This is a genomic window from Cohnella yongneupensis (assembly GCF_042655785.1).
GTDB classification, from domain to species: domain Bacteria; phylum Bacillota; class Bacilli; order Paenibacillales; family Paenibacillaceae; genus Cohnella; species Cohnella yongneupensis.
This window is the reverse complement of sequence record NZ_JBHSNC010000010.1, coordinates 31,758-46,149: the sequence shown is the minus strand read 5'-3', so window position 1 is coordinate 46,149 and position 14,392 is coordinate 31,758. Positions and strand designations below refer to the sequence as shown.

General features: G+C 41.5%; 14 protein-coding genes. 12 read left to right on the top strand and 2 right to left on the bottom strand.

All coding sequences use genetic code 11. The features are described from left to right. Positions 1-284 precede the first annotated feature (284 nt). Positions 285-1,166, bottom strand: coding sequence for an AraC family transcriptional regulator (locus ACFPQ4_RS02875; RefSeq protein WP_378110229.1), 882 nt, complete (start codon positions 1,164-1,166; stop codon positions 285-287). Between the two features lie 216 nt (positions 1,167-1,382). On the opposite strand from ACFPQ4_RS02875, the gene ACFPQ4_RS02870 reads away from it, so the two are divergent. From ACFPQ4_RS02870 to ACFPQ4_RS02815, 12 genes are all read left to right on the top strand, one after another. Then, entirely contained in the window at positions 1,383-2,234 is an 852-nt protein-coding gene (locus ACFPQ4_RS02870; protein WP_378110228.1) for an aldo/keto reductase, read from the top strand. A 64-nt stretch (positions 2,235-2,298) separates the two neighbouring features. Continuing rightward, on the top strand, positions 2,299-3,279 hold the full coding sequence (locus tag ACFPQ4_RS02865; RefSeq protein WP_378110227.1) for an aldo/keto reductase: 981 nt from the start codon (positions 2,299-2,301) through the stop codon (positions 3,277-3,279). Positions 3,280-3,472: 193 nt separating this feature from the next. After that, entirely contained in the window at positions 3,473-3,874 is a 402-nt protein-coding gene (locus ACFPQ4_RS02860; protein WP_378110226.1) for a hypothetical protein, read from the top strand. Between the two features lie 363 nt (positions 3,875-4,237). Next, the gene (locus ACFPQ4_RS02855) at positions 4,238-4,873 is read left to right on the top strand and encodes a hypothetical protein (protein ID WP_378110225.1); all 636 of its coding nucleotides are present in this window, start codon (positions 4,238-4,240) and stop codon (positions 4,871-4,873) included. A 202-nt stretch (positions 4,874-5,075) separates the two neighbouring features. Next, a complete protein-coding gene (locus ACFPQ4_RS02850) occupies positions 5,076-5,684 on the top strand; it encodes a TetR/AcrR family transcriptional regulator (protein WP_378110224.1) in 609 nt (202 codons plus the stop codon). A gap of 293 nt (positions 5,685-5,977) precedes the next feature. Beyond that, positions 5,978-7,111 carry an NADH-dependent flavin oxidoreductase gene (locus ACFPQ4_RS02845; protein WP_378110223.1) on the top strand — a complete coding sequence of 378 codons (1,134 nt, stop codon included), beginning with the start codon at positions 5,978-5,980 and terminating at the stop codon, positions 7,109-7,111. A 64-nt stretch (positions 7,112-7,175) separates the two neighbouring features. After that, entirely contained in the window at positions 7,176-7,916 is a 741-nt protein-coding gene (locus tag ACFPQ4_RS02840; protein ID WP_378110222.1) for an SDR family oxidoreductase, read from the top strand. Between the two features lie 1,209 nt (positions 7,917-9,125). Beyond that, positions 9,126-10,049, top strand: coding sequence for an amidoligase family protein (locus ACFPQ4_RS02835; RefSeq protein ID WP_378110221.1), 924 nt, complete (start codon positions 9,126-9,128; stop codon positions 10,047-10,049). A 72-nt stretch (positions 10,050-10,121) separates the two neighbouring features. Then, a complete protein-coding gene (locus tag ACFPQ4_RS02830; RefSeq protein ID WP_378110220.1) occupies positions 10,122-10,685 on the top strand; it encodes a gamma-glutamylcyclotransferase family protein in 564 nt (187 codons plus the stop codon). Positions 10,686-11,470: 785 nt separating this feature from the next. Next, positions 11,471-11,827, top strand: coding sequence for a hypothetical protein (locus ACFPQ4_RS02825; RefSeq protein ID WP_378110219.1), 357 nt, complete (start codon positions 11,471-11,473; stop codon positions 11,825-11,827). A 339-nt stretch (positions 11,828-12,166) separates the two neighbouring features. Beyond that, complete coding sequence (locus ACFPQ4_RS02820; RefSeq protein WP_378110218.1) at positions 12,167-13,084, top strand: hypothetical protein; 918 nt, start codon at positions 12,167-12,169, stop codon at positions 13,082-13,084. A gap of 111 nt (positions 13,085-13,195) precedes the next feature. Further along, a complete protein-coding gene (locus tag ACFPQ4_RS02815) occupies positions 13,196-13,771 on the top strand; it encodes an ATP-binding protein (protein ID WP_378110217.1) in 576 nt (191 codons plus the stop codon). Here the strand turns inward: ACFPQ4_RS02815 and ACFPQ4_RS02810 are convergent. Continuing rightward, on the bottom strand, positions 13,768-14,361 hold the full coding sequence (locus tag ACFPQ4_RS02810) for a TetR/AcrR family transcriptional regulator (protein WP_378110216.1): 594 nt from the start codon (positions 14,359-14,361) through the stop codon (positions 13,768-13,770). The two genes, ACFPQ4_RS02815 and ACFPQ4_RS02810, sit on opposite strands and share 4 nt — an antisense overlap. Positions 14,362-14,392: the final 31 nt, after the last annotated feature.

Genomic DNA, 14,392 nt, shown 5'->3' with positions numbered 1-14,392 from the left:
TGGGGAAGAGCTTTCGACTCAAGAAAGGTTAAGGCATAAAAATTATTGCTAATGTAGTAAGTTTTAAATCTTGCTACATTGAGCTATCGGACAGGTTAGTGCAGCGAAGTCCCGCTGCTGTTCAGCGATGAATCAATTAAGGTTACAGCGCGGATACCAAGCCCATCTGATAAAGGTTCAATAAAGCTATCGGACAGTACTTACATGACGAGAAAACAAACAAGGAGCAGCTTGTGTAGTGTAGCTGCTCCTTGTTTTATTAAGCTACTTGAAATCGATTCGGGTTACGCCCTTAGACGCTTTATATCTTCTCTAGGTGGAAAGCCAAACATGCGGGAATATTCGCGGCTAAACTGCGATGGGCTTTCGTAACCTACACGGAATGCAGCTTCAGTCGCATCTGCGGACTCGGTAAACAGCAGTCGGCGGGCTTCCTGAAGCCTCAGTTGTTTTTGGTACTGAATTGGGCTCATGGCAGTTACTTCTTTGAAGTGCCGATGTAACGAAGAAACACTCATATTTGCGATATCGGCAAGTTCTTCAATCCGAAAAGAACGAACATAGTGATTCGTGATATGCTCGATAACGCCGTTTATTTGATTGGCGGAGCTGCCCTCTATTGCAATTTGCCCAAGCGTTGTCCCATACTCACCTTGAAGAATTCGATACAGAATTTCCTTCGTATACAGGGGCGCAAGTACTGCAATATCCTTTGGGGAATCAAGTAAGCGTGCTAACCTGATAACCGTATCGAGCAAAAGCGTATCAATCCGGCTGACAAACATCCCTCGCTTTGCATTTTCTCTGGGTCCTACCCTTATTTCAGAATCACGTAAGACCTCTAAAATTTGATTCGCCGTAAATTCAAGTTTAAAACCCAAATATGGGACATTGGGGGTTGCTTCAGTGACAAGGGCGGTAACGGGTAAATGAACGGAAGCAACAAGGTAATCGGTAGGGCTATATCTAAACCGTTCCTCGCCTAGCCATACCTCTTTTGCCCCTTGGACCACGATGCAGAAGGAAGGCTTGTACACTCCATGGTTGGGTACAGATGCATTAGAATCTCGCATGAAATATAAGGACGGCACGGTGGTTTTGTGTACACCATCCTTTTCTGCATAACGAGCGATGATTTGAGCAAGCTCATTCTGCGGTTGTGACATTCGACCATTCTCCTTCAGTCCTGTTAGTAATAATGATTATAGTCCAAATCCGCCTTTTATATAAATAGACGTGAGAGGAATAGGCAAACATTTGACCTGATTGGGATAACAGTCGCTTTGTCTTCTGTTGCATAATAAAGGTGTGAAAGGGTTGTATGTAGGGGATATGATTAAACTTTATTTCGCACCTTATTTAAAAACACTGGAGGATTTTGTATGAAAAAAGTGACCCTGAACAATGGTGTAGAAATGCCAATCCTCGGTTTTGGCGTTTTTCAGATTGCTGATCAAAATGAGTGTGAGCAAAGTGTTGTGGACGCGATCGCAGCAGGTTACCGGTTGATTGATACCGCTGCTTCTTACATGAATGAAGAAGCGGTTGGCAGAGCAATCAAACGCAGCGGCGTGGCAAGAGAGGAATTGTTCATCACGACGAAGCTGTGGGTGCAGGATACCGGGTATGAGCGCACAAAAAAAGCATTTGAAAAATCACTCGAGCTTTTGCAGCTTGACTACTTGGATCTTTATTTGATCCATCAGCCGTATGGAGATGTGTATGGCTCTTGGCGCGCTATGGAGGAATTGTATCGAGAAGGAAAGATCCGTGCAATCGGCGTAAGTAACTTCCATGAGGACCGCCTGATCGATTTGATTATTCATAATGATGTCGTTCCTGCCGTAAACCAGGTTGAAACACATCCATTCAACCAACAAATTGAAAATGCAAAATTCATGAAAGAGAACAATGTTCAAATTGAATCCTGGGCGCCTTTTGCAGAGGGTAAAAATGACTTGTTCCAAAATGAGGTGTTGATTTCCATTGCTGAAAAGCATAACAAATCCGTTGCTCAGGTCGTTTTACGTTGGCTGACTCAAAGAGAGGTTGTAGTAATTCCAAAATCAGTCCGTATGGAAAGAATTATCGAAAACTTCAACATCTTTGACTTTGATTTGAGCCAGGAGGATATGGAGAAGATTACCACGCTTGATACGAGTCAGAGCCTGTTCTTTTCACATCGTGATCCTGAAATGGTCAAATGGATCGGCACCCGTAAAATTCATGATTGATCTTAAAAGCGTGTGAGTAATTCACACGCTTTTCCAACGACAGATATGAAGGAGTGTGTCGGTTATGGAGTTTACGAAACTTGGAAATACGGGTTTGGATGTTTCTCGAATATGTCTTGGTTGCATGGGCTTTGGTGTAGCAGAACGATGGTCCCACCCGTGGGTCATTGATGAAGAGCATAGCCGTCCGGTTATTAAAAAAGCGCTTGAACTGGGCATTAATTTTTTTGATACGGCGAATTTATATTCAGATGGGACAAGTGAGGAAATTGTTGGACGTGCGCTAAAGGATTATGCTAATCGGGATGAAATTGTACTTGCCACGAAGGTTTGGGGGCGTATGCATCAGGGTCCAAATGGTGCAGGGCTATCCCGAAAGGCAATCATGAGTGAAATTGATAAAAGCCTTAAGAGACTGGGAACCGATTACGTCGATTTGTATCAAATCCATCGTTGGGACTACACCACGCCTATCGAAGAGACCATGGAAGCCATGCATGATGTCGTGAAGGCGGGCAAAGCAAGATACATTGGTGCTTCAGCGATGTATGCTTGGCAATTCTTAAAGGCGCTGCATGTTGCAGAGAAGAATGGGTGGACACGATTTGTATCCATGCAGAACCACTTAAATCTAATATACCGTGAAGAGGAACGCGAGATGCTACCTCTTTGCAGGGAAGAAAAAATCGGCGTGATTCCATATAGTCCGCTTGCATCAGGAAGATTGACGCGTGATCGTGGTGAAACAACAGATCGTTCCAAAACCGATCAAGTTCAAAAAAGAAAATACGATGCAATGGCTGACGCTGATCAATCGATTGTGGATCGTGTGGCAGAACTTGCAGAGAAACATGGAGTTCCCCGCTCTCGAATCGCACTTGCATGGTTATTGCAAAAACAACCGGTATCAGCACCTATCGTCGGTGCTACGAAGTCGCCACACCTTGAAGATGTTGTTGGTGCGCTTTCGTTGAAGTTAGCGCCTGATGAAATTGCATATTTAGAGGAGCCGTACGTGCCACACCCAGTGGTCGGTGCAAACTGACTGTGAGCTGTTGCAGAAACCAAGCCTGAGGGTCTCTGTGGTGCAGCGCAGGTTTTTGCGCTGCATGGATGGCTACGGGGAAAGATAGCGCAATCGGTTCCCCTGCTGCTCTTGGAAGTGCAGCCGATTTTCCCGACTTGAAAATTGCCGAATGAGTATTGTATCGCCCACATTCGGCAAGGAAGGATTCTTCTTGTCTTTTATCCGCAATTGGGGTATATTGGAGGAAATTAAATTAACCTTGATTGCGGAAGCACCGCAGACATTGCCTTTAACGGGCGAAGTCTGCGGTTTTTTGCGTTCAATAACAAATTCGGAGGCGTTGGAGATGAGTTGTGTATTTTGTCAGAAGGAAGCCGAAATGCTGTTCAATCATTTAACCCACGATATGGGTTCACTTTGCATGGAGGATTACATGAAGCTTCATGGCTCATGTGGAGTATGTAGTACAAGCTTCATGCCGAGTGAGGTTTTGCCTGACATAGATTATCGCGTAGAAGCGAAGTTTATCGGTATGGGTGACAGGAATATCTTGGTTTGCAATCACTGTTATGGTGCGATTCGCAAGGAGTTCACCTTCATGTTCGAGGGATAAGTACGAATTAGCGTTTGACTTCAAGGAGCGATATTGTGATATCAGAGCAGAACTATAAAAAATCCTGAGCTTTTTCGATAAGCGACGATGTGATTGTTGTATTAGAAGGATATGAGTCAAGTTTCAGCGAAATGTTTTCAGGTGAAGGGGGGATGATGTTACGTGGTAAAGTTACGGTGTAATTGTGACGACTGGAAAGTCCTTAATTTTGAGCGACACGTTTATGAGTAAGACGAGATAGTAATAGCTTTTGATTTGTTACCGCTTCTTACTTGTCCTACATGTGAAAATGTTGATTTACCCGATTATACCTCTAAACAGATTCAAAAATTTATCTCTGACAATAAAGATTCGGGTCGGAGAGTGTTTCAGCTTAAGGGTCATAGTGAAGAACCCTTTGAGAAGTTGCAATATCCAAAAGGATGCGTGGATTTTAGAATTTCAAAATCCGATTGCTTTTTTATACCGGCATTGAGTATTGGAGATCTTGGAGATTTCGCACCAGTATTTTTCTCACTGGACGTACTGATTTATTACATGCACAATCCGCGCTATAAAGTAGACTTAGGTGCTGAAACATACGGTCAGATATCAACAGAGGAGTTTATCATTCCTTTCGGCATAAATAGAAGTGGGAAAGTAATAATGTGGTTAACGGACATTATTAAGCTGCCTGAGGAAGAGCAGTACTACTTAAGATCAAAGAACATTCCTTCTGATCATGATGTTGGATCTGAATTTTATGAAGGTCAATTTGAGTGCATTTGGGCAGAACCTTCGAAGATCAATCAGGTTAAATCATTGAGAAAATTACTATCTCAACTGACTTTGCAGGTGCATGGCTTAAATCTATTTATGTTGGATGAGGAAGCTGAGATTATCACAAGACGGATTAGCAAGCCTATACTGTTCACTGACAAAGAGGTTGGTGACACTTATGAGGATATCAATAAGATTCTTGTTGAATCGCTGAACGTATACTACAAAACTCGAGTCTGAAAAATAAGGATTTAGCTGAGTTAAGGGGTATGAAGCTTCTTCGCTGTTGGTTAATTCAATTCCTGTAGCTATCGGAAGAAACGGTAGATCGGCTCTTGCTTCCGCAGTTTGTTTTATGTGATTTGCGAATTGTGTATGCTCACTTAAGGGGCGGTCCTCAAGGAAGTAAATCAAAGTAAAGACATTGGGCATTGGGAATAATTTGACTTTAATCGAACGATCGTTTAATATTGGATCCATGAGACATAAAGATGAAAATAAAAGCGAAAGCATTTTTAATGCAGCGATTCAGCTAATAAATGAACATGGTTTAGCGGAAACTTCGATGTCCAAGATTGCGAAAAAAGCCGGTGTATCTTCTTCAACGATATACGTCTATTTTGAAAACAAGGAGGATATGCTGAATAAATTGTATTTGAGTATCAAAAAGAAGATGAGTTTAGAAGTGTTCTATGACTATGATGACTCTTTGTCGTTACAATCAGCTTTCGAACATGCTCTGAGAAAGTATATAAACTTTATTTTGACTAATAAAGATGAATTTTTATTTCTTGAGCAATTTTCAAACTCACCTCTCCTTCATAAGTTATCTCTAAAAGAGGGATTAGATTTTTTTGAGCCGATCTTTAACTTATTAGAAAAAGGCAAGATTCAAAATGTTTTCAAACAAGTGGATACGAACCTGCTCCATATGTTCATGTTTATCCCGGCCATGCAATATGTCAAAATATATATTGGCGGTCAAATAGAGTTTAAACAGGAAAACTTGAACGAATTAATTCAAATGACTTGGGATGCTTTAAAAGCTTAGTTTGAGAACTTTCAGAGGTAACAGAGTCCAAAACTATGAAAAATCACAAATCCCTCTGAGTTTTATCATGTTTGATTATAATCGAATGATCGTTTATTATAAGGCGAATGAACTTGGATATAATAAGATGTATCTTTTATTAATAAATAAACGAACGTTCGATAATTATAATTAGTTAGTCATTAGTATTAGTCACTTGGTTGCTGTTAAAATGCTCCAAGCATTGGCCTTCTGATTGATTCACTTAAGTCTAAACAGTTATCAATAAAACAAATGAGAAGAGGATAAAAAAAATGAATTCGAAATACAATCAACTGTTTCAACCATTCACATTCAAAAATGGTGTGACGATCAAGAACCGCGTAGTTATGGCTCCAATGACAACCTGGGCAAGCAACGATGATCTAACCATCTCCGACGAGGAAGTCAGCTATTACCGCAAAAGAGTATACGGGGTTGGACTTGTTATAACAGGCTGTACGCATGTGCAACAGAACGGTATGGGTTTTACGAATGAATTCGCAGCTTATGACGATTCCTTTACTCCAAGTCTACGTAAATTAGCTGATGCTGCGAAAAGCGGTGGAGCTCCTGCGTTACTTCAGATTTTTCATGCAGGTAACAAAGCAATACCGGCTTTAACCCCAAATGGTGTGGTGGTTAGTTCCAGTGCTGTAGAGACTGAAGCTACTGCATTTGCTCCGTCAGTATTACCTAGAGAACTTTCACATGATGAGATAATGGAAGTGATTTATGCGTTTGGACAAACAACAAGAAGAGCAATTGAAGCTGGTTTTGATGGTGTTGAAATTCATGGCGCTCACGGATTTTTACTTCAAAACTTCTTCTCTCCTTTCTTCAATAGACGTGAGGATGAATGGGGTGGATCTCTAGAAAGTCGCTTGCGTTTCCCACTGGCTGTCGTTAGGGAAATGAAGAATGTAATCAGAAAGCATGCAACAAAACCGTTTATTTTAGGGTACAGAATTTCTCCTGAAGAATCAGAAGAAGGAGGTCTGAGAATGAGGGATACCTATGCATTGATTGAACGCCTGATTGAAGAGGACGTTGATTATGTGCATGCTTCATTGGCTGATGCTCTTTCTTCAAAGCCAGTCGACAGTCAATATGAAAAAACGTATGTTGAGTTACTTGTTGAACATGTACAAGGCAGAGTTCCTGTGCTAGCTGCCGGTTCTATGCTAACTCCTGATGATGTGGCAAAAGGAATAGAAAAGGGTCTTACCCTAGCTGCGATTGGCCACGCGTTAGTCATGAATCCAGACTGGGTTGAAAAGGTACAAAATGGACAGGAGTCTGAAATCCAAACAGCGATTAAGGCTTCAAAGGTTAGTGAGCTTGAGCTTCCTAAAAAACTTTGGGGCGTAATTCAAGCTTCAGGCCCATGGTTTAAAATCGAAGAATAACAGCGTAACAGAGAGAAGTTAACTGTTTTGTATCACATTTTTATTAAGAGAGGATGTCATTTCTTTGTCGAATATTCAAGATAAGGTTGTCATTATTACAGGTGCATCCAGTGGGATAGGGGAAGCAACTGCAAAAGAACTTGCATATAAAGGTGCGAAGTTGGTGTTAGCCGCTCGTCGTGAAGATCGTTTACAAAAGCTGCAAGAAGAAATACAAAATAATGGTGGGCAAGCTATTTATAAAGTCACGGATGTTGCCTCAAATGAACAAATGGAAGAATTAGCTGATTATGCTCTTAAGGCATTTGGGAAAATTGATGTAATGGTTAATAATGCAGGGGTAATGCCGTTATCACCTGTTCATGAGAAGAAATTCAATGAGTGGAATATGATGATTGATGTTAACATTAAGGGTGTACTTTATGGTATTGCTGCTGTTCTTCCGTCCATGAGAGAAAGAAAAGAAGGGCATATCATTAACGTTTCCTCTATAGCTGGTCACTTAGTATTCCCTGCGAGTTCAGTTTATAGTGGTACTAAGTTTGCTGTACGTGCCATTACAGAAGGTCTCCGTATAGAAGAATTCTCCAACAATATTCGCACAACCATCATCTCGCCAGGAGCTATTGCTACAGAATTATTAGAAGCAATTTCAGATGCAGAACTAAAAGCCGCAGTTGTAGAAGATAGCAAAGTTGCAATCAAGCCTGCTAATATTGCTCGTGCCATCGCATTTGCAATTGAACAACCATCAGATGTAGCGATTAATGAGATGATTATTCGTCCGACAATTCAACAACTCTAAAAAGAAATTTGTAATGAGGCAGCAGTACTTTTATTGGGGCTGCTTGTTCATGATTATGCTAACGAAGAACGATAGTTCAAGAATCATGCGCCTCGCCACAGGGTTTTATTTGACCAGGTGTGTAGTCGTTTCCGATTTCACGTTCCCGCCACGAGTCTCGTATCTGCCCAGATCTGACGAGTTAAGATTTAATTGCTAACTACTTCCATTTTGGGTATATTGGGAGAAGTTGAATAATCCTTGAATGCGGAAGCACCGCAGACATTGCCTATAACGGGCAGAGTCTGCGGTTTTTTGTGTTTTCAGGTAAAAACAGGAGAGTGTTTATATGAAGATCTGCACATTTTGTTCAACCGAAGCCCCCATGCTTTTCAGCCACATGAGTCATACCACAGGAATCTTTTGTATCGAGTGTTATTTGAAGTTGCATGGCTCCTGTGGAGTATGTAGCTCCCCATTAGTACCGTCAGGGTTGGAGCCGGAAGTGGATTATCTAGTCCAGGCAAAGTTCATCGGAATGGGCGAAAAGTCCATCTTAGTATGCGACCCTTGCCACGTCGCGATCAGTGAAGAATTCCCGCAGTTGTTTTCGGGAGGGGGTAAAGGGGCATCACTTCCTAAGGAGTCATTCGATCCTCCTTCTTTTCTTATAGAACGCATGTTCGATTATAATGAAGGATACATAAGGAAGGAAGGTAATTCGATGTCCCAAGAGACAATAAAACAAAAATCTGATGTGAAGGTTATCCATTGCTACAATTGCCTTTCAGAGTATCCGGTTCATATTACTCCAGGATGCTCGATTTGCCCGACATGCGGTCAAAAATCCTGTTCAGCGTAATGCGTACTCCCACCCAACCACCTAGCCAAAGGGTGGTTTTTCATTATTCAGCATATCGTCACAAAAATGGTTTGAACATTTTTGAAATTCTTCGGAGTTGACCGGGTCGAGAAACTGGTCACAATAAAACAATAATGTTAGAATACAACAACTTAAAATTTTGGTAATTATCAGGGGGGTTAATACGATGGACGTAAGAGGCTTTGGCATGCAATTTAATTACGGATATATAGGTAGTGAGTACCTCCAGAAGCCGCAACGTCATGTAACTGAACACATAATTAAGGGTTCGACCTAACCCAACCACCCGAGCAGCCACTCAGGGTGGTTTTCTTCTTTTTATCATTAACAATTTTGGAGGGCATTCGATGCAGGTGGGGTTCGATGAGTTGTCCCTAGGGGTAGAGATCGAGTTCAGTGGGATCACTAGGTTTGAAGCAACCCAAGTCTTGGTCGATTATTTCGGAACGACTTACGTAAAGTTCGGTGGTTGGAATGAAGAGTACCACGTACCCGACCCAAAGGATCGCATTTGGCAACTTATAAATGACGGTTCCGTAGATGCTCAGAAAAAGGTAGGAAACACGGTCGTCCCAGGGACAGAAGAGTACAAATATGAACTTATTACGCCGATCCTGGAGTACGCCGATCTCTCGACTCTCTTAGGGGTTGTCGCAGTATTAAAAGCGGCTGGTGCAACAACCGGCGCAAACTGCGGGATTCACGTCCATATCGGCGCTGAAAAGTTTGATCCAAAAAGTTTACGGGTCTTATGTAATCTCGTTTACAGCAAACAATATCTTCTTGCGAATACCTTAACCGTAAAAGAAGTCCGTAAGGGGCAGTATTGTTCTTACCTGTCCGAAGAATTTATCAATCAGCTCAATTCGGAAAAACCCTCGACCTGGGATCATTTTAAAGAGATCTGGTATGCGGGAACCTTGGATGCAGTCAGAACCATAAGGAGAAACGAGAGCCGGTATCGCATTATAAATCTACATAACTTACTTTCGGGAAGACAGCCGACTATTGAGTATCGACTATACAATAGCACTTTAGACGCCGACTGTGTTAAGGCATACATCCAGTTTAGTTTACTCCTAACTTGTCAGGCATTAAGACAAAAGAAGGCATTAACCCGCATGATGATGTCAGAAAACAGCAAATATACTTTTCGGGTCTTTCTTTTGAAAGCAAATGCCATCGGCTCAGATTTTCGCGAAATGCGCCTTCTACTCTTGAAACACTTGGAAGGCGACTCCGGAAGGCGTCATCCCAAAGTTAATAAATAGCCGGTTCCAAGCAACACACTCGATACGTCTGAACAATCCGAAAAGGGTGATTTTGTATGAGTTCGATCTATTATGTTGCATACGAAGCGTAAGTTTAACGCTCATCTTGTCGGAAAGGGGTATCTAGAAGGGTTTGACCTTGAATTCAGGGGCTTCCCGACTGTAAAGTCCTGCCCAGGCATGCGAGTCCCTGTAGTTATTTGGCAGCTGTCGGGGAAGTCTCAGGCTAGACTCGATTACGACGAGTTCATGAATATCGGTGATTTTACAAAAGAGTACCTCAACGTGAAGCTCGAATCGATTACCCATATGGGTTGGAGTGAAACTCTTCCTCGGGATGAGATGACCGTATTGATCTACATTTCAAGGGAATTGAAGCCATTAGCTCAGCTATCGTTAGTGGATTTTAATACTCTCTTTCATGCGTATCAAAAGCAGCATGATTTTGATACCGCCATTCTTGTCAATGCAGCAATCACGGCTAATGCTCAATACGAAGAAAGCGAGCTGGCAAAGTTTGAACGGAAGCAAGAGTTGATGAAAATTAATGGATTTAGCGAAGAAGAATTCGAGATTTTATGTAACAACCTCACTATCAGTCGGTTGATTAACAGTAAGTCGGAAAATACACTTTAAAAATCATGAGTAAGGGGAGGGGGTTCAAAATCAATTTTGTTATGACTCCAGGCGTTGAGCGTTTTGGCTCCCGAGATTGGCAACTTATCATCTCCATCATAACGCGGCTTTATCAGGACAAAGAATACTTCCTATCCTTCGAAGCGAAGGCTGGAAAGACCATTGTAACTGACGGTAACGAGAACCATCTGTGCTCAATTGATAAGTTGATTTTCCCTCCAGATATCAAGGTCTGGGCGATATACGGGGATGATGGTCAGAATCAATACTACACCTTCCTGTTGCCCGAAGAGTATTAACGAGATATTCAATTCAGGTCGAAAGAAGAAGCCCTTGATATTTAAGAAACAAGTACAAGTAATCGATTTGGCGAGTGTATCAGTACCGAACCACAAATCCTGGGGTATGATCGGATTGACTCGATCATACCCTTAATTCTCTTCGAACTCATCAATAATTTGATGCAGAAGGACTAAACTTCAACACCCAATTCCGAAGATAAAACATATAAACAAGACAACGACTGTTAAGAAGCAGCAGAACGGAACAGAGAAAGATACCGATTTCGGTTACGTCACCTAAACTCGACAACTTAAGCAATTAGGCTCATTCTCTCCGATCATCCCCATCCCTCCACCCGCCCACCCAGTCTACCCACTTGTCCCAACAACGAGAAGTAAGTAAAATGGAAGATGCATACAGCATCTGCTGAAAATCGAGTCCAATTCTATAAATCTCTTTTATTTCATAGACAGGAATAAGTAGACCTCAGGAGCTGACAGCTAATGACAACGATTACGCAGTACCGAATCATTGACGGGAATATAACGATTGACTTTAACAGGTTCTGTGAAAATGCAGCCAATTGTCAGGAAGAAGAGATCGAAAAGGATTTTGACAAACGAAGCTATCAGGTAAATGATTCGGAAGTTGCCCTGAATGAGATCAGATCGTTTATACAAGCTTCTGTAGAACATCTCAAGAACGGGGACAAGGTCATTTTCACTAGAGCCAACGGGAATCCACCAAAAATTTTCGAAGATCTTAACGGCTTCAGGACATGGGCAAACGAGTTCTTCAGCTTATCCAGATACCAGTTCATCAAGGCAAGAGTGGTTGACAAAGAGCTGAGCGTTGAATAATAGTAAGTTGAAGTGATCAATGGAGACGGTGTCCAAAGGGCACCGTTTTTATTTGCTTTTATCCGGGGTATTGAATGGAAATGCTCTTATTTTCTGAACTTACAGGAGACTGGATGGTTGTTTCATGGTCGGTTCATTGATTATATTCTGATTATTTGAAGATACGACGGACATTTCATTGGTTGACGAAATTGCTCACGGTCTTAACATTTAGAAATACGGATAAAAAGGTGGATTAAAATTTCAACAACCAACCTCAAAGGAGGAAGAAGTTGTTGTATATTGAGGAAGTTTGATATCATAGAGGAAATATTTTTACAAGAGCGGGGAGCGATACTGATGAGACGAAAGCTATTTACTAATGATCAGATCATTGATATGTGCAATATGTATGCAAGCGGAGAAAAATCAAGATCTCAGTTGGCTAAAGACTATGATGTAAGTTTTGCTGTTATTAGAGATATTCTAGTTGGGTTTACCTACAAAAGTGTAACTGAACAATTGGGTGACGAAGTCAAGAAAGCTATCAAAGATCAGTTAAATTCAAAAGAAAGAGTCTATGAACGTAAGTATACGCGAGAAGAAGTAGAGAGGCTCTATTATGGGGTATTAAAGGAAAGAAAACCTGTTACTCTAATTGCTGAAGAGATTGGAATTAATGGTTCGACTGCAAGGGCAATCTTAAAAGGACGGATGTATAAAGAGTATAAGCCAAATCTATCTGTTGAAGAGGAATACATGCTAGAGGATTTACGAGAATTTAGACATGAAGTTTCTGGGCATTTGACAGAAGATCAAGTTCGATCAATCTATAAAGAATATGTTGAAACAGACATTACATTTTTGCAGTTGGCTCAAAAACATGCAGTCAAATTACATAATATAAGGGCACTTCTCTTTGGTCAAAGTTATAGGCATATTTATTATTCGTTGCCTGTCGAAGAAAGACGGAAGATTGATGGAGCGATAAATCGAAAAAGGAATGTTCGTTCAAATATAACACAATTCAAGTTAGAGAATGCCGAAAGAGACTCGTACATCTTTCGGAGAATTTTGACCTCCAATGATACCTATGCCAAAATTGCTCGTGAAGTCGGTATCGACAATTCTTATATCACTCTCTTACTAAAAGGACTTCGAGGCGAATCGGCATGGAATATGTTAAGTCCCAAGGAGTTGGAGTTGTTAAAGAGAATAAGCAAAGAACGTTCGTTTAGGAAGGAAGCTGTGAAAATTTATTCCAAGACAAACAATTAATTAAGTGGTTTATTTGTATTATATATATCAAGATAGTTCATCGAGACCGGCACTTCTGCCGGTCTTTGTTATATTGAGATAAGTATAAGATACAGAAGGGTATGTTTATCGATGCGGAGTATCGATTTAGAAGACGAAATAAAAGCCCTGATCCTCTCCAAACGGGAAGATGATTACTGGGACTTCAAGGAGAAGCACCATTCCAATAAAGCCAATCTGCTCCACGACATCATCTGTATGGCAAACAACCGAGTAGACAGGGACGCCTGCATCATTTTCGGTATTTCTGACGGAACCTTCGATATTGTCGGGGTTGAGAATGACGAAAACCGCAGGAATCAGCAGCAGATGATCGACTTCCTGAAATCCAAACGATTCGTCTCCGGCATCCGACCGAGAGTTGAGATGCGAACATTGAGAATCGCCAACCACGAAGTTGATATCCTGATCATCAAGAACAGCACCGATACTCCGTATTTTCTGACGGAGGATTTCTCCGACAATGGCAGAAAGGTTCGTGCCAACCATATCTACACCCGCGTCGGGGATACCAATACTGATATTGATAAAAGCGCGGACATACTATCGGGAGACGATGAAATAACCAGGGAGCAGATCGCGGGCCGTTTCTGCTCCCTGTTTTTCTTTGAGGAAGGGCAGGATAGTGCAATAAATGCTGATTGTTAGACTGCCATACCCCCATGAATATAAATCTTTACTTGGTTCGTGCAATGCCGAATGTATTTGTTGTCATTATACAATTTGCTCAACATAACCCCGCCTTCTATCAGAGCGATTATTACACTGCTTGCGGCCTCCACTTCGATTTCGCTTCGAAACTGCTTCCGCTTAATGCCTTCCTTGATGATCTCCCCAAGACTCGTCATTAGTTCATTCATTGCATGCTGGGCTCTTTGTTTTAACATAGGGTGGCCGTCGTCATTCTCAACAGCGGTATTCAATATGGGGCAGCCGCCTTCCAATATATTTTGTTCAACCAACTTGATATAAACATCACAAATAGCCAGTATTTTTTCTGCTGGCTCGGACCGCTCAGACATTGCCTCTGTCAAGATATTTTTTAACTTAGCAAACATATAGTCAAATGCGCTTAATGCAATCTCCTCTTTACTTTCGAAATGATTATAGATGCCCCCCTTGCGTACATTGGAACGCTCGATGATCTCCGACAGAGATGTACCTGCATAGCCTTTTGTATTAAAGAGCTCGGCGGATTGGCGAATAATATATTCTTTCGTAACTTGTCCTTTTCCCATAGCTATCCCTCTTTCATTAAAAATACCGATT

Bases quoted from the DNA above. Each gene is read 5' to 3' on its own strand.
- ACFPQ4_RS02870 (WP_378110228.1), top strand. From the start codon at position 1,383: ATGAAAAAAGTGACCCTGAACAATGGTGTAGAAATGCCAATCCTCGGT.
- ACFPQ4_RS02875 (WP_378110229.1), bottom strand. From the start codon at position 1,166: ATGTCACAACCGCAGAATGAGCTTGCTCAAATCATCGCTCGTTATGCA.
- ACFPQ4_RS02865 (WP_378110227.1), top strand. From the start codon at position 2,299: ATGGAGTTTACGAAACTTGGAAATACGGGTTTGGATGTTTCTCGAATA.
- ACFPQ4_RS02820 (WP_378110218.1), top strand. From the start codon at position 12,167: ATGAGACGAAAGCTATTTACTAATGATCAGATCATTGATATGTGCAAT.
- ACFPQ4_RS02845 (WP_378110223.1), top strand. From the start codon at position 5,978: ATGAATTCGAAATACAATCAACTGTTTCAACCATTCACATTCAAAAAT.
- ACFPQ4_RS02835 (WP_378110221.1), top strand. From the start codon at position 9,126: ATGCAGGTGGGGTTCGATGAGTTGTCCCTAGGGGTAGAGATCGAGTTC.
- ACFPQ4_RS02825 (WP_378110219.1), top strand. From the start codon at position 11,471: ATGACAACGATTACGCAGTACCGAATCATTGACGGGAATATAACGATT.
- ACFPQ4_RS02810 (WP_378110216.1), bottom strand. From the start codon at position 14,361: ATGGGAAAAGGACAAGTTACGAAAGAATATATTATTCGCCAATCCGCC.
- ACFPQ4_RS02815 (WP_378110217.1), top strand. From the start codon at position 13,196: ATGCGGAGTATCGATTTAGAAGACGAAATAAAAGCCCTGATCCTCTCC.
- ACFPQ4_RS02830 (WP_378110220.1), top strand. From the start codon at position 10,122: ATGTTGCATACGAAGCGTAAGTTTAACGCTCATCTTGTCGGAAAGGGG.